The sequence below is a fragment of the Thermodesulfovibrionales bacterium genome (genome assembly GCA_026417875.1).
GTDB lineage: Bacteria > Nitrospirota > Thermodesulfovibrionia > Thermodesulfovibrionales > CALJEL01 > CALJEL01.
In genome coordinates this window covers 1-15,235 of the sequence record JAOACK010000046.1, presented here as the reverse complement: position 1 = coordinate 15,235, position 15,235 = coordinate 1, and the positions used below count along the sequence as shown (strand labels likewise).

The 15,235-nt window shown below is 38.2% G+C and carries 15 protein-coding genes; 7 read left to right on the top strand and 8 right to left on the bottom strand.

Annotated features, from left to right (window positions below):
- Positions 1 to 264, bottom strand: a 264-nt coding sequence (locus N2257_08220; protein MCX7794370.1) for a heavy-metal-associated domain-containing protein, incomplete at its 3' end; no start/stop codon positions are given.
- 137 nt (positions 265 to 401) lie between these two features.
- Between N2257_08220 and N2257_08215 the strand changes: the two genes are divergently transcribed.
- The 5 genes from N2257_08215 to N2257_08195 are packed head-to-tail and all read left to right on the top strand — an operon-like array spanning position 402 to position 2,864.
- Positions 402 to 707, top strand: a complete 306-nt coding sequence (locus N2257_08215; GenBank protein MCX7794369.1) for a DUF134 domain-containing protein — start codon at positions 402 to 404, stop codon at positions 705 to 707.
- Positions 708 to 736: 29 nt separating this feature from the next.
- Positions 737 to 1,111: a DsrE family protein gene (locus N2257_08210; GenBank protein ID MCX7794368.1), complete on the top strand. Its 375-nt coding sequence runs from the start codon at positions 737 to 739 to the stop codon at positions 1,109 to 1,111.
- Positions 1,111 to 1,767 carry a deoxyribonuclease V gene (nfi, locus tag N2257_08205; protein MCX7794367.1) on the top strand — a complete coding sequence of 219 codons (657 nt, stop codon included), beginning with the start codon at positions 1,111 to 1,113 and terminating at the stop codon, positions 1,765 to 1,767. The genes N2257_08210 and nfi overlap by 1 nt, the downstream gene beginning before the upstream one ends.
- Positions 1,760 to 2,374, top strand: coding sequence for a class I SAM-dependent methyltransferase (locus N2257_08200; protein MCX7794366.1), 615 nt, complete (start codon positions 1,760 to 1,762; stop codon positions 2,372 to 2,374). The genes nfi and N2257_08200 overlap by 8 nt, the downstream gene beginning before the upstream one ends.
- Positions 2,367 to 2,864 (top strand): YajQ family cyclic di-GMP-binding protein, encoded by a 498-nt coding sequence (locus tag N2257_08195; protein MCX7794365.1) that lies wholly within the window; start codon positions 2,367 to 2,369, stop codon positions 2,862 to 2,864. Before N2257_08200 ends, N2257_08195 begins: the two co-directional genes overlap by 8 nt.
- A 36-nt stretch (positions 2,865 to 2,900) precedes the next feature.
- On the opposite strand, the gene N2257_08190 is transcribed toward N2257_08195, so the two are convergent.
- From N2257_08190 to N2257_08180, 3 genes are all read right to left on the bottom strand, one after another.
- Entirely contained in the window at positions 2,901 to 3,098 is a 198-nt protein-coding gene (locus tag N2257_08190; protein MCX7794364.1) for a zinc ribbon domain-containing protein, read from the bottom strand.
- A gap of 238 nt (positions 3,099 to 3,336) precedes the next feature.
- The gene (locus N2257_08185; GenBank protein MCX7794363.1) at positions 3,337 to 4,320 is read right to left on the bottom strand and encodes a MalM family protein; all 984 of its coding nucleotides are present in this window, start codon (positions 4,318 to 4,320) and stop codon (positions 3,337 to 3,339) included.
- A 166-nt stretch (positions 4,321 to 4,486) separates the two neighbouring features.
- Complete coding sequence (locus N2257_08180; GenBank protein MCX7794362.1) at positions 4,487 to 5,623, bottom strand: LysM peptidoglycan-binding domain-containing protein; 1,137 nt, start codon at positions 5,621 to 5,623, stop codon at positions 4,487 to 4,489.
- Positions 5,624 to 5,807: 184 nt separating this feature from the next.
- Here N2257_08180 and N2257_08175 point away from each other — a divergent pair, with 184 nt between their 5' ends.
- Entirely contained in the window at positions 5,808 to 6,419 is a 612-nt protein-coding gene (locus N2257_08175; GenBank protein MCX7794361.1) for a DUF1460 domain-containing protein, read from the top strand.
- Here N2257_08175 and N2257_08170 read toward each other — a convergent pair.
- The 3 genes from N2257_08170 to N2257_08160 are packed head-to-tail and all read right to left on the bottom strand — an operon-like array spanning position 6,406 to position 10,902.
- The gene (locus tag N2257_08170; protein ID MCX7794360.1) at positions 6,406 to 6,618 is read right to left on the bottom strand and encodes a hypothetical protein; all 213 of its coding nucleotides are present in this window, start codon (positions 6,616 to 6,618) and stop codon (positions 6,406 to 6,408) included. The two genes, N2257_08175 and N2257_08170, sit on opposite strands and share 14 nt — an antisense overlap.
- Before the next feature lies 1 nt (position 6,619).
- Entirely contained in the window at positions 6,620 to 6,712 is a 93-nt protein-coding gene (locus N2257_08165) for an aurora kinase A-interacting protein (protein ID MCX7794359.1), read from the bottom strand.
- 35 nt (positions 6,713 to 6,747) lie between these two features.
- The gene (locus N2257_08160) at positions 6,748 to 10,902 is read right to left on the bottom strand and encodes an acyl-CoA dehydratase activase (GenBank protein MCX7794358.1); all 4,155 of its coding nucleotides are present in this window, start codon (positions 10,900 to 10,902) and stop codon (positions 6,748 to 6,750) included.
- A 370-nt stretch (positions 10,903 to 11,272) separates the two neighbouring features.
- Here N2257_08160 and N2257_08155 point away from each other — a divergent pair, with 370 nt between their 5' ends.
- Entirely contained in the window at positions 11,273 to 13,630 is a 2,358-nt protein-coding gene (locus N2257_08155) for a response regulator (GenBank protein MCX7794357.1), read from the top strand.
- Between the two features lie 28 nt (positions 13,631 to 13,658).
- Here the strand turns inward: N2257_08155 and N2257_08150 are convergent, their stop codons facing one another.
- Positions 13,659 to 15,083, bottom strand: coding sequence for a sigma-70 family RNA polymerase sigma factor (locus N2257_08150; GenBank protein ID MCX7794356.1), 1,425 nt, complete (start codon positions 15,081 to 15,083; stop codon positions 13,659 to 13,661).
- Between the last annotated feature and the right edge of the window lie 152 nt (positions 15,084 to 15,235).

Here is a 15,235-nt window from a genome sequence, read left to right as displayed (position 1 = left end):
CCTCTCCACTGTAGAAGCACAGGCAGCACATGTCATGCCCCGTATTATAAGATTAGTCTTTGAAGTGAGAACACCATAACCCTGTGACTTTATTGCATCAATAATTACTGTGAGGGGTATTTTTTTCTTTAATTCAATGGTTGCCCTTTCTCCGGGAAGATTCACATTTACAGAAGAGACACCGTCTACTGCCCTCAATGCCCTTTCAACTGCAGAAGAACAGGCAGCACATGTCATACCTGTTACAGGGATATCAATCTTCATGGATAAGACCGAGTTTATTAATTTTACGCATGTACATTGCAGTATACTTTCTTTTTACACAAAAATCAAGATTGACAAAATCTTTTGATAAATTTAAAATGTGTAAATGCACATAATAATTGAGAGGGTTCATTTTTTTGGCTAGACCTAAAAAACCACGGAAATGCCGCTTTTCTTTTAAAAAGTTGCAGGGTAAGATGTTCAAGCCTTCAGGTATTCCACCGGATAGACTTGAATTTATAACCATCTACAGAGATGAACTGGAGGTGATAAGATTATGCGATAAAAAGAATCTTACCCAGGAAGAGGCTGGCAGGAAAATGGGTGTGTCGAGAGGCACTGTCCAGAGATTACTAAAAAGTGCAAGAATAAAGATAGCAATTGCCCTTTCAGAATGTAAAGGAATGGTGTTCAAAAAGGAAGAAAATATTAAATCCTCATAAGAGGAATAAATTTAAACCCGGAGGTTTTTATGCCTGAGAAAAAGTTTGTATTCATCCTGAAACATTCTTACGATGATCCTGACATTGCAGCTGGCGCCATGCAGCTTGCAGCAAACATGAAGGCCTTTGATGTTGAACTTGACTTTTTCTTGATGGAAAAAGGCGTACTGCTAGCAAAGAAGGGCTTTGCCGAAACACTCACATGGCAGAAAAAAGATGAATTCTCATCTGTTGCTGATCTTATAAAAACACTTACCGAAGACTTCGGGGTCAAATTCTACATCTGTGCCTCTTGTGTAAAGCACTACGGACTGGATAAGGTGGAATTAATCAAGAATGCAGAGATAAGGCCTGGGTCTTTCCTTGGAGAGATGTTACTTGAAAGACAGGCACTGACATTCTGATGGAATGGCCCTCTGAAGCTGATGAAGCCAGGAGACTCCAGAAAGAGCTTTCAGAAAGAGTAAGGATTGAACCTTTTAAAAAAACTTTAAGATATATAGCTGGAGCTGATGCTTCCTATCTTGGGGAGAAGATAATAGGAGCTATGACTCTTTTTTCTTACAGCGATATGAGACTGCTAGAGGAGGTCTGGGCGGTTGAGAAGATAGGATTTCCTTACATACCAGGTCTTCTTTCCTTCAGGGAAGGTCCTGTTCTGCTGAAGGCATCGAAAAAACTCACACTGAAGCCAGACCTTATTCTTTTTGATGGTCATGGGATCTGTCATCCAGAAAGGCTCGGTATAGCATCCCATATGGGAGTGATCCTTGATATTCCAACGATCGGGGTTGCAAAATCACTTCTAATAGGTGAATATAAAGAGCCGGGATCAAAAAGAGGTGACAGGTCTTATATCTATATAGATGGAGAGATCAGGGGTGTTGCTCTAAGAACAAGGTCTCATACAAAACCCATATTTGTGTCTCCAGGCCATATGGTTGGTCTTGAAGATTCAATAGATATTGTGCTAAATTGCTGTAAGAAATACAGAAGCCCTGAACCCCTCAGAAGGGCTGATATACTATCAAGAATAATCAGAAAAAGAATCCATGAATGAAGCTGCCAAAGAATATTTGATTGACTTCTTTACGAAAAGACTGAGACACTTCGGTGACACTCCTGCTGCAGTTGGCTGGTCAGAGAAAGGACAGATTTTAAGATACCAGACAATTACAGAGCTCCTTTCCCTCGATAATGCATCAGTGCTAGATTTCGGATGTGGAAAGGGAGATTTCTATGGATTTCTCAGAGCAAAAGGCCTAAACCTCAAATATACAGGAATGGACATTAATCCAGAACTAATAAGGGTTGCCAGAGAAAAATACATAGATGCAAGCTTTAGAACAATTGATATAGATAAAGAAGATTTAGGCGAGAACTTTGATTTTATTATTATCTGTGGAGTATTCAACCTCAGGATAGAGGGAGTTAAGGATGCTGCTCTGAAATGCATAGAGAAATTATTCAATCATACTGAAAGAACCCTTTTATTTAACTGTCCTAGCATATATGCAAAAAATAAGGATAGAGAGCTCATCTATTATGATCCCCGGGAGCTGCTTGACCTTGCACTCAATATGACAAAAAATGTAAATTTATATCACAACCTCATTGAAGGTGAAATCTTTCTTGAGCTATCAAGGGAGGAGCAAATATATGGCTGAAGAGCATTCCTTTGATATAGTGAGTGTTGTTGATATCCAGGAAGTATCAAATGCCGTTGACCAGGCAATGAAGGAGATCGGTCAGAGATTTGATTTCAAAGGAAGTAAAAGCTCCATTACCCTTGACAAAAAGGGCTCAACAATAACCCTTATATCAGATGATGAACAGAAACTTACGAGTGTAATAGATATCCTTCAGTCAAAATTAGTAAAAAGAGGTGTTCCACTTAAATCCCTCAATTATGGCAGGATAGAGCCTGCATCGGGGAATACAGTCAGACAGGTCGTGATCATCCAGCAGGGAATACCTCAGGAAAAGGCAAAGGAGATAGTTAAATTTATAAAAGACCTAAAGCTCAAGGTGAGTGCTGAAATACAGAAGGATCAGGTTCGTGTTAAAGGAAAAAAGATAGATGATCTTCAGTCCATCATAGCAAAATTAAAAGAAAGGGATTTCGGGATAGCACTTCAATTTACGAATTACAGATAAAAAATGCTGAGCAACTGCTCAGCAAGATGAAATACCTCAGGTACCGCCAGAAAATCCACCGGATGAGCTGAGACCGTAACCACCGCTAAAAGAACAGCTAAAAGAAGAGAGTTTCTTCTTTACATCCTTTGAACCGCATTTAGGGCATTCTGTATCCCTTTCAGAAGTACCCATCTTCTGAAGCATCATGAACTCTGCTTTACATCTATTACATAGATATTCATAAATTGGCATATCTCCCTCCTGTTTCAAAGTTTCTAAATTATTTTAGAATATAATATTCCTTTATGTCAATCATTTGCTTTGATGGGGTAATGTCAATACTTCTATGTAAATCCATTCAAGTGTTTTATCCTCCAGTAATGTAAGCGATTCATTGCTGTATACTTTTTTAATCTGTCAAACCCATTCTCAGCACAGCCAAAACTAATCAATGTTCAAAAATAAAGATGACCATTGTCACTTTCTACTCTCACCACTCGAAGATCGGACCAAAATGCGTATCAATAATCCTCTGTGGATTGAGTGGATCATTAGGGGACTCTTGAATTTTACTGCGTTCATATTCTGCAGGATTGTTAATATATAGCTGATGCATTGATTTCGCATATTCAGCATCATCTTTAGTAATGACTAAGCCACCGTTCCACGCAACACCAAGGGGGAAACCAGGATGTTTATATAAATAGTTAAGTACTATCTGTTCAATTTTCGAATCTTTATATTCATTCTTAATAATGCGTGATTCTATAAAATTATGTAAATTAGTAGTAAATTCTTCCAGAGACAGAATGTCAATGTCTTTTTTATCTTTAATATTTTCCTTAACCTTCTCGATACCTTCCTCAGGGATCATGATAAAAATTGTAAATGCCTTTTCTCTATAATCTATTATAATAAAATCTTTAGGGAATCCAGAAACTAAAGAAACATTCAGGTGGCCCATTGGAGATGCAGGTATTAAGGCCAACTCTTTATGTCCAGGAAGTATGGTCACGAGACCGGGTAAAATAACTGGAATATTTGTTCTGTAAGGTTTCAAGAGCTTCTCTTTGAGCAAGAATTCGGTTGTTAAAATAATAATGTATTTTTCATTCTTGTCAGCCTCTGTAAACTGTATAAAGCCTTCAAGCTTTCTTCCGAGACCACCTGTTTCCTTCATTGTTTCCATAAATCCGGCTTTTCTTAACCGAATATTATAGGGAATCGTTGACCTTACAATATGATATTTCTCATCCAGCGTGAGCACATAAGGGATAAAGATATGGGCATTTCTAATATGGTCCCCAAGCATATAACTCTTAATTAGAAGATAGTAAGGATATCCAGTCCGGGGTACCTCAAAGGCTTTAAAATAACTTTTGCCAGTATCAAACAGGAAGGCTTCACATTTTTCGTTCAATTTAAAACTTCTTGAATCTTCAACATTAAGTAATTCATATTTAAACTGGTTCATAGAATTACAACATATAGGCGTCGCCTCATATTTTTTTATGGCATCACCGTATGAAATTGAACAAGCTGACAGAAAAATTCCGAGGAAAAAAATAAGGCTTGTGTAAATAAACTTAAAGTATAGTCTCGGAATCACTTTTTATATTTCCCTCGATTTTCTTAATTTCTCACTCATTTATTATCCTGTCTCCGACTAATATCTCCTTTAATCCTTTTCTTACAACAGCAGTGGCTGTATCATCCTTTACATTTATTACCTGAACAGTTCCAATGGGAACTACAGGCTTTTCCTTTGAAAAGATTGAAAGCAGACTTCCCTGAGTCAATCCATCTTTCGAACCCCTGTCAATAAAAACAATGTCATATAGGAATCCTGTCGAAGTATATAAATGCCTGATAGCAACCACCGTACCCCTGATTTTAGGAATATCAGGGATATCAGGTCTCAAAGGGGGCTCTATAAGATAGAATCTATCAAGCCTATCACCGATATTTATCTCCTTGAAAGACTCCTTTATCTCTGCCTTTGTCATTCCTGACTCAGTACCTACAACCTCTGCTATGCCATTTATCTCGATGAGATAACCAAGTAACTCTCCTGTATCTGGATGCCTGACCTTTGATTCTGCTCTTATAATATAGAATTTATCTCCTAAAACTGATTCCTTTTTTGTTTTTATATAAACATAATCACCTTTACCGAGGGTAGTCCTCCCCTGAGGTGTTCCGATGATAGAACCCTCATCCGGCACGTTTTTAGAAATATATCCACTGGCAATAAGGAGATTTTTATCAATCAGATATTCGAGCTTTTTTTCCTCCATGATCTGGAATACTGGTTGAGGCAGGGAAACCACCTCTTTTTTCTCCGGAGCCGGTGGTGCAGCAATCTCAACAGGTTTCTCAATAATCTCCGGTTCTTTTTCCTTCTGTTTTAATGACTCTATCTCTTCTTCTTTTATCTCCTTTTCTTCAGAAACAAGCTCTGGTCTCAATGCCGAAAGAGGAATTTTTATTTTCTGACCTGGATAAATGAGATCAGGATTTTTTATTTCAGGATTTGCAGCCCATACCTTTGGCCAGAGGAAAGGCTCTTTTAATATATTGTGTGTGATATCCCAGAGGGTATCACCTTTCTGAACAGTATATATCCTGAAACCATCATCTGGTAATTCTATTAAATTCTCTCTCTGTTTCTCAAGCTGCGCTGCCTCTTGAGCAGGTTCGACTTTTTCTACCAGGTCCTGAGCACTTCCAGAGCCCATAGCAATAAAGAGTATCAATACTGATAAAATCCCTCTCATAGTCTCTCCTTATAAAGTTAATATATGAAAAACTTCTTTTTTAATCTTATCAACGGTTGTAAAAATAGTCAAGATTTTTTTAAAATTCCTTATGAAGATCAAAAATTCTGTTTTAGCCTTAACCTTAATCCTGTCTTTAACTTCAATTTCTTCATCTCAAGAAATTGGTGAGCGCATAGCACTTATGGCTGAAAAATTTGTTGGCACACCTTACGACCCTGATCCCATAGGTGCGTACGTAAGAGAAAGGTCAATCATTTATGATAAAGAAATTGATTGCATGTATCTAACATTCAGGGCAGTTGAGCTTGCATTGTCAGAAAGCGAGGAAGAAGCAATAAATATTGCCCTTGAAAAAAGATTTTTCACAAAGGGAATAATTGGGCCTGATGGAAAAGTTCTGAATTATGAAGAAAGGTATCAATACGGTGAGGATATGATTGATAGCAGGAAATTCGGAGATGAGATAACTTCTGAACTCGGCATAACTATTAAGATACCTGGAACAAGGGGGAGAGAAGAAGTAATTATCATTCCGGGTTCTGAGATAAAAAATATAGTTTCTGGGCTAAAAAGCGGGGATATAGTCTTTTTTGTTAAGAAACCAGAAAAAAGGATTTCAGGAGAAATCATAGGGCACATGGGAATTCTTAAGGTAGAAAAGAACATAGTCTATCTAATTCATGCAAGTGGAAGAAAAAATGGAAAGGGAGCAACTGTAAAGATTCCCTTTCTCGATTATGTTAAAAACATGGATTTTCTGGGCATAAGGGTCACAAGGTTTAAAGACCCTTGAGCTTTTTTATAATCTCAGGGTATTCTTTCTTGAATGCGGGATCCTTCTTTGAGAGATAAAGCTTTATGGCCTTTATCTCTCTCTCTATATCTTTAATATCCTGAATACCCTTTTCAAGCCTTTCAAGTCTTTCTGTTATGGTCTCTATCTCTTTTTCAAGAAGTTTTAAATTCTCTTTTAAGATAATCTCTTCTTTCAACTTATTTTCTCCTCTGTGCTCTCATCTTTTTTCTTAGCTTTCTGTACTTATGCTTTGACATCTTCTTTTTTCTCCATTTAACTACACTTCCCACAGAATCACCTCCCTTGGTAATTTAAACAGCTTATATCATCTTTCTCTTACCTGCTGCATGAATGCCTCTAGTAACAGGGCACTTGTCTGGGACTCTGTTCCATCATAGGGAATACTTATAAAAGGTATTCCTGTCTCCTTGCTGATTGCCTTCATAATAGCAGTAACTATTGTTCCAGGCATACAGCCAAAGGGCATCGCATTTATTATACCAGAAGCGCCATTTTTTATCAGATCTATTGCCTTTCCAACAGAAAGTATCGCCTCGCCCTCAAAGGTCTCCGGAATATAGGGCTCTGCATTCTTGAGTATAACCTTTGTGTCAGGCTCACTGAGTGTTCTCATGTTTTTAAAAGGCCTATGTAATCTGTGTTCTATTTTCTTCTGAAGGAATCTCTTGAGCATAAATTCTAGTACTGATGACCATTCCTTCCTTGCCCAAGCCTTTTTTAGGGAAATGTAATTAACATAATAAATCCATTCCTCAACTGGTGCAAGCCATACCCATCCACCAAGCCCTTCTATCTTTTTAATAAGATTCTCATTTGAGAAGCTATGAGACCTCACGAATATCTCTCCTATTATACCTATAAGAGGTCTTGACTCATTGTATTTATGAATGCTGTCAAAATCTCTTTTCATCATTGATAGGATTTCACCCATATACGAGTCACCTGACTTCAATGCCATGTATAGTTTATCCAGATATAAACCGTAAAGCTCTTCTGTCTCACCTTCGTTCTTCTCAAAAGGCCTTGTTTCATGAAGCAGCTTTAGAAGAATTTCATAGGCAACCACACCTGTCCATGCCTTTTCGGTAAAATCCTTTCCTATTATTCCGAGATCTCTGTAAAACTGTCTGTCCTGGTTAGGAGAAAACACAGGAACATCTCCAAGACCTATACCGTGAAGGACCATCCTGTGAAAAATATTATACTGACCGAATCTACAGGGACCTGTGCCCGAAGGCATAAAAAAGGCGCTCTTTTCAGGAATAAAATCAGGTGAAAGAGCCCTTTTTAGCATATCTCCTGTTGTTACCAAACAAGGGAAACACTCTTTTCCAGAAACATATTTTTTGCCAAGACTAATGGACTCCTGGTCTGATTCAGGAAGAACCTCCGCGTCTACACCGCAATTCTCAAAAGCTGCTTTAAGTGCAAAGGCATGATCAGACATTCTGGGAATAAAAACAGTTCTCTTTAAATTTGACGGCACAGAGGGAGCATAAATATAAAAGTATTTTCTCTCAGTGGCTTCATTAGCTCTGCTGGCAATTATACTGTCTATAAAGGCTTCACACCTCGTGATAGCACCAGCATCAGCACTGTGCTCATCAATCTCGATATGAAGAAAGGGTTTACCTGAAAGCTCTTTCTGAAAGTATTTCAGGATAAAGGAATCCGGACCACAGGAAAAGTTTCCTATGAACAAAGGATAGAGTCCCGGTGTTTCTTTAATAAACCTTGCTACCCTGAGAATTCTCTGACCAGATCTCCAGTACATGTTTGGCCAGTTTTCTTTTATTTTTACATCTTCAATTGGCAGCATATCCATAGAAATAGTCTTTATACCCATACGGGAAAGCTTTCTCGGAATATCCAGATTCATGCCACTGTCAAAGGCGTTATAGGCCCTTCCGACAATAACTATTATTATCTCGTCATCCTTTCTATTCTCAAGAGCCTTCCTGCCCAAACTCTTCAGAGCTTCTTGAAATTTTTTCTGTCTTTCCGTAGCAATAGAAAGACTCTTTTTTATTTCAGACCTCGAGATGTCAAATCTTTTAAAGGTCTTATATAATTCTGAAATAAAATATTCTGGTCTTGACAGGTCCACTACAGGGCTGAGTATCTCGGGTATTTTATTTCCAAAAGAAGCCCTGAGAACATAAGGTATGGTCTGCACAAAAGGACAGGTTAGCCCTCTCTCAAATTCATCACCGGGCGGATTGAGATTTTTAAAGGAAGGAATAAAAAGAAAATCTATTCCATCATCAGCTAATTCCAGGCAGTGGCCATGTGCCGCTTTTACAGGAAAACAGGTGTCAGTATTTACAGCCTCAACACCCCTGTCTATTATTGAACGATTGGTGAATGAGGAGATCTTAAGAGGAAAACCCAAAGTCCTGAGAAAGGTTACCCAGAGGGGAAGTTGCTCCTGAAAAAAGAATATAAAGGGTATACCTATTACCGGTAATGAAGGCCCAGAAAGAGTAGGGTTTTCTGAGATTGTTTCTCTTAGAAGTTCCTTTCTTTTATCAAGATAATCTTCAACACCGGAGAATCCGTCCTTTCTAATTTCATACTTCTCACACCTTCCACCATAAAATAGATATTCCTCTTCACCTTCAAGCTTGACCCTGTTTATCTCGCAGACATTTGGACAGCCATTGCATTGAAAGGAATTTACCTGATAACCCCTTTTTGTGAGATCGAAACCCTTGAACCTGGTTCTAAAATCAGGAAATTTTTTTGCATGCTCCCTTGCAATTAGTGCCATACCTATTGCACCGGTTACATCATGATGGGGTGGAACAATAATCCTTTTACCAAGATAGCTCTCAAAAGCTGCAACCACAGCCTTATTGAAGGCAACTCCTCCTTGAAAGAATATCTTTCTGCCTATAGTTTTTCCTGCAACAACCCTGTTTATATAATTTTCAACTATGGAATAAGCGAGTCCTGCAATTAAATCCTCCTTCTTTGCTCCCTTTGCAAGGTTTGCCATAAGGGAGTTTTCCATGAACACAGTGCATCTCTCACCCAGACTGCATGGACTTTTTGAACAGAAGGCAAGTTCTGCAAATTGATCCTTTATAGAAATGCCAAGTTTTTCTGCCTGTTCCTCAAGAAAAGAGCCAGTGCCAGCTGCGCATGCCTTATTCATCTCAAAATCAATTACCACACCATCCTTTATTGATATATATTTAGAATCCTGCCCCCCGATCTCAAAGATGGTGTCTACTTCTGGATCAATATTTATTGCCGCAGTCGCCTGAGCAGTGATCTCATTTTTTACTATATCCGCACCAACATAATCAGCAATCATGTATCTTCCTGAACCAGTTGTCCCTACTGCTTTGATATTTATCCTGCCACCGAGCTCATTAAATATCTCTTCAAGTCCCTGTTTTACGGCATCTATGGGTCTTCCTGCTGTCATCAGGTATCTCTTTGTAATGAGCCTTCCCTCTTCATCAATAACAGCGAGATTAGTGCTTATTGAGCCTATATCTATGCCAAGATAGGTATCTATCGGAAATGCAAAATTTAAAATCCCGTTGCCCGACAGGTATTCGGAAATTTTTCCCCTTGCTGGGACAGGATCTCTCAACACAAGGGGCCTGTGAGCTGCATAGACATTTTCTGTCTTTTCTAGTCTTTCAAGCTTCTCAAGAGCATCAGAATTAAAAATATACTGTGTAAGTTCCTCCATATTTTTTAAAATGGCTCCAATGGCGCCCATGTAAAGGACTTCCTGCGGAATAAAGATCTCATCAAGCTCAAATACCTCCCTTAAGGCTCTCACCACACCGCGATTTAAAGCCACCCCTCCATGAAATGCTACAGGTTGAATAAGTTCTGAAGCCCTTGCTATTGTTCCTTTAAAATTTCTTGCAACAGCAAAACACAGACCCGCAACGATATCCTCAAGTGGTGTTGCAATCTGCTGTAGATGAATCATGTCAGACTTTGCAAATACACTGCACCTGCCGGCTATCCTTGAAGGCTTTCGGGCCTTCGCGGCAATCTCGCTGAATTCTTCTATGGTGAGTCTGAGCCTCTCTGCCTGCTGCTCAATGAAAGAACCTGTGCCAGCAGCACAGATGGAATTCATGGAAAAGTCTTTTATACCACGTTCATCAAGAAATATAAGTTTGGAATCTTCTCCACCAACCTCTATAACGGTTCTGATATGGGGATAAAGTCTCTTTGTTGATACAGCTTGGGCTATGACCTCATTTACAGGTCTAATGCCCAATATCTCATTAATAAATTTAGAACCGTTTCCTGTAATTGATAACGAGAATTTCCCGTATTTATCTAAATAATCCCTCAATAATGATAAAGTTAAGCTAAAGGGATCTCCTTGATGTCTTAAGTAAATCTTTTCCAGGGGGTTTAAAGACCCATCAAGGATAACAAATTTGATACTTACAGAACCTATGTCAAGACCGGCATAGACCATGGATTTCCTCAGGAATGAAATATTTTAACATACAGGTTATAAAATCTCATACTGTGATATAATTTAATATGAATGAATTGAATAAATCTAAGGAATTTGCTTACCCAATTTTTAAAAAAATCTTTTGCAACACCTTCAGAGGCAGCTGGTTTGCTTCCTTAGAATACATCAAAAAGAAAGGTATTGTTTAATGAAAGAATAATGAATATCCTTTTCAAGGGGGGAATACTTACCTATGCTTGGCAGCCATAAAGGTTAGAGTTAATCAATGCGGATAAAAATGATTATCTTATAATTCAGCGGAAGGGCAGAAAATCGACTGTATTTACTAAAAATATTTCAAGAATAAAAACTCTATTGAGGATAGAAGTTGAAAAAAATTAGGTTTACAAAAACCCTCGCTTTCAGAATCGCCTTTCCAGTAGTTACAATACTATTAATTACCCTTTCTCTGCTCTATATACTGGTCTTAGAAAATATTTCAGAATTTGCATTTAAAACACTAGAAACTCATGTTCAAGAAACTAAAGAAGAGCTATATAAATTTTGTGATGAAGCCACCAGCATGCTCATTAAAGAAGGCCGTTATGACCGCGATAGAATCGCAATCGCAAAGACGAAGGTACTTGAGAAAATTAAGAAGTTCCTCTATGATAGTGATCACAAAGGTTTTATAAGAGAGGAAGACCGCATAATTTTTATTTCTGAGGATCTTAAAGAAAAAGATATTTCAGAAATAAGAACAGCAGAGAAACTGGTTGTAAAAAAACTTGAAAATAAAAAATATTATATCTCCTCAATATACTTTCAGCCCTGGAAGTGGGAAATCTTTTTATTCGAGGAAGAAAAACATTATAAAAATCTTCAGAAAAAAGTCTTTTTATCCTATGGAATCACAGGAATAATCATGGTAGGAGCAATTATATTTTTACTGTACCTTCTCCATCTAAATATCAATAAACCAATATATAACATTATAAAAGGACTTAAAACAGGTGAACTTTATGCATACAGGGGCATAGAAGAGATTGAATTCTTGAGTAAAACAATAATAGAACACGTTACATCACTGAAAAATGAAACTGTACTCCTTGACAATATCTATCATATAGCTATAACGAGAAGGGGTGAAGAATTTTTTGATGAAACGGTATTCACCATAAACAGGCTCTATGGTCTCAATTGCCTTATCGCAAAACTCAGTCCAGATGGTGAACATGCTGATGTTGTTTCACTCCTGTTTAATAATGAGCTCAAAAAGGGTTTCAGGATTAATCTAATCGGAACTCCCTGTGAGGATGTAATGAAGAAAAAACATATGTGTGTTATAGAAAAAGGCGCATCAATAGAATATCCTCAGGCGTGGCTTCTTACCTTATCCCGGGCAGAATCTTTTATAGGCCTTGGTATATTCAATAGAAAAAATGAGATAGTAGGCATAATGAATGCCTTTGGAAGACAAAGGGAATTTTCAGAAGTAGATATAAAGGCATTCCAGACAATAGGCCAGATCGTGGCAATTGAGTTTGAAAGAATAGAAGAAGAAAAGGAAAAGGAAAAAATTAGGGAACAGCTCTTTCAGGCTCAGAAGATGGAGGCAATTGGAACCCTTGCCGGTGGCATTGCCCATGACTTTAACAATATGCTCCAGGCAATACTCGGTTATGCCTCTTTACTCAAGATGAATACACCAAAAGAGCATCCATCCTATAATGCCCTTGAGGTGATAGAGAAAACTTCCATAAGAGCAGCTGAACTTACAAAACAACTGCTGGGATATGCAAGAAAGGGAAAATATATAGTGGAAATATTAAACATTAATGATCTTGTTCAGGATGTTTATAAAATTATATCAAGAACCTTTGAGAGGAATATAGAAATAAAACTTAATCTTAATGAAAAGGGACTTCTTATTGAAGGAGACAGAAGTCAGCTTACAAACGTCATACTTAATCTCTGTGTTAATTCCAGGGATGCAATGCCTGAAGGAGGACTGCTCACAATAGAGACCTTTGAGAAAAAAATAAAACCCGATGAATTGCTTCATCATGATGCAAGACCCATAAAATACGCAGCTTTAAGCGTAACTGATACAGGCACTGGTATGGATGAAGAGACCATGAAACATATCTTTGAGCCCTTTTTCACAACTAAGGAGGTTGGCAAAGGTACTGGAATGGGTCTTGCCATGGCTTATGGGGTTATTCAAAACCATGGAGGATTTATCACTGTGGAGAGTAGTCCTAAAAAGGGCTCACAGTTTATAATATATTTGCCTCTTTTGGAGGGTGAATTAAAGGAGGGAGTGAAAGAGATGGGGGAATTTACTCAACCAGAAAAGTCCAAGGGAAGAATACTTATTATTGAAGATGAAAAATCTATAAGATCATTCACTAGGAAAACACTTGAGGAAATTGGCTATGAAGTGTTTGAAGCATCAGACGGGCTCGAGGCTATCGAAATTTACAGGCGGGAAAGAGGGAATCTGGATCTTGTTATACTTGATCTTATACTTCCAAGATTAAACGGGCTTGAGGTTTTTAAAAAGATAAAGGAGTTAAATCCTGAACAGAAGATTATCATCTCAACCGGATATGGCCTGAGGTCTCATTTAGAAGAACTTCTTGGACAGGATGTTGCAGCTTTTCTTGAAAAGCCCTATACCTATATTACCCTTACAACAGCACTGAAGGAAGCACTTTATGGATATAAACTCGACGATGACTGATAAAAAGGGCCGAATAACATCGGCCTTTTTAACTAGTTATGTTTTTCAGAACCCTTAACCTGCTTGGATGTTTTAGTTTCCTGAGGGCCTTTGCCTCAATCTGCCTCACTCTTTCCCTTGTTATGGCAAGATATCTGCCAACTTCTTCAAGGGTATGATCTCTGTCAACACCTATTCCAAATCTCATCCTGATAACCTTCTCTTCCTTTGGTGAAAGGGTCTTCAATACCCTCTGTATATATTCAGAAAGCTCACTTTTTTCAGCATCATTATAAGGTGACGGACTATTTTTGTCTCCGATAAAATCCTCAAGCTCGGTATCTTCATCTCCTACAGGAGTCTGAAGCCCGATTGGATCTTGGATTGCTCTGAATACTTCCTCAACCTTTCTTACAGGTACACCAAGCTTCTTGGCAATCTCATCATTGGTCGGTTCTCTGCCGAGCTCCTGTGTAAGCTCCCTTGAGGCTTTTGTAACCCTGTTATAAAACTCCATCATATGCACGGGTACGCGAATAGTCTTTGTCTGATCAATAAGAGCCCTCGTTATGGCCTGTCTTATCCACCAGGTAGCATAAGTACTGAATTTAAATCCTTTCTCGTATTTAAATTTATCTACAGCCTTCATAAGGCCTATGTTTCCTTCCTGTATCAGGTCAAGAAGCGGTAGCCCTCTTCCAACATAGTTTTTTGCAATATTTACCACAAGTCTCAAGTTTCTTGTAATAAGTTCATTCTTCGCAGTTTCAGCAAGTACCTTTGCCTTAACATACCTGTCCCACATTGCTTTAAGGTCTTCAACCTTTACACCGAGCTCCTGCTCTATCGCCCTGTATTCTGCCTGAACTTCCTTTGCAAGCTGCTCAAGCTTTGTGATATTTGCTCCTGCTTTTTTCTTTTCATTTATACTTTTTTTGAGATCCTTAAGAGAACCATACTTGTTGAGCCTTCTATCTATGTCAGAAAGTTTCTCCATAAGGTCTTCAAATTTCAGTCTCGCCCTGTGAAGGGCTTCATCAGGTCGATCTTCTGGTGGGATGCTTTCTTCTCCCTCTTCAGACTCTTTTTCAAGATCTGCGAGAATCTTTTTATAAAGTGGCAGACTTGTAATAATCTCCTTTATTATCTCCCTGCCTTCTTCGTATTTCTTTGCAAGCTCTGTCTCTTCATCCTTGGTAAGTATAGTAATATCACCCATTGAATGGAAATAAGCCTGCACTAAGTCTTCAGCTCTTTCGTATTCTTCAATCTCCTCAGCCTCTTCCCTTATAGCAGGTGCGGTCTCGTAGTCCACTACCTTTACACCCATATCATGCAGTAAATCCATCAGATCTTCTATTTCATCAGGAGAAAAATATTCTGATGGAAGGGCATCATTTATCTCATCGTAGGTAATAACCCCACGTCTCTTGCTTCTTTCTATAATTTCCTCAAAGATATCTTTTTCTCTCATCTCTTGATACTCCTCAAAAATAGATAAAAGGGGAATAAGATATTCCCCTTTGGAAAATTATAACATACTTTTATTAAAAATCAAATTTGACAACATGGTTTAAGAGGTCAAGTCAAACGGGTTATTAGTACTGGTCGGCTCAACACCTTACG

Coding starts and splice junctions, on each gene's coding strand:
- N2257_08160 (MCX7794358.1), bottom strand. CDS start 10,902: ATGGTCTATGCCGGTCTTGACATAGGTTCTGTAAGTATCAAATTTGTT.
- N2257_08175 (MCX7794361.1), top strand. CDS start 5,808: ATGGCTGAAAAATTTGTTGGCACACCTTACGACCCTGATCCCATAGGT.
- N2257_08195 (MCX7794365.1), top strand. CDS start 2,367: ATGGCTGAAGAGCATTCCTTTGATATAGTGAGTGTTGTTGATATCCAG.
- N2257_08190 (MCX7794364.1), bottom strand. CDS start 3,098: ATGCCAATTTATGAATATCTATGTAATAGATGTAAAGCAGAGTTCATG.
- N2257_08200 (MCX7794366.1), top strand. CDS start 1,760: ATGAATGAAGCTGCCAAAGAATATTTGATTGACTTCTTTACGAAAAGA.
- N2257_08210 (MCX7794368.1), top strand. CDS start 737: ATGCCTGAGAAAAAGTTTGTATTCATCCTGAAACATTCTTACGATGAT.
- nfi (MCX7794367.1), top strand. CDS start 1,111: ATGGAATGGCCCTCTGAAGCTGATGAAGCCAGGAGACTCCAGAAAGAG.
- N2257_08180 (MCX7794362.1), bottom strand. CDS start 5,623: ATGAGAGGGATTTTATCAGTATTGATACTCTTTATTGCTATGGGCTCT.
- N2257_08185 (MCX7794363.1), bottom strand. CDS start 4,320: ATGAACCAGTTTAAATATGAATTACTTAATGTTGAAGATTCAAGAAGT.
- N2257_08150 (MCX7794356.1), bottom strand. CDS start 15,083: ATGAGAGAAAAAGATATCTTTGAGGAAATTATAGAAAGAAGCAAGAGA.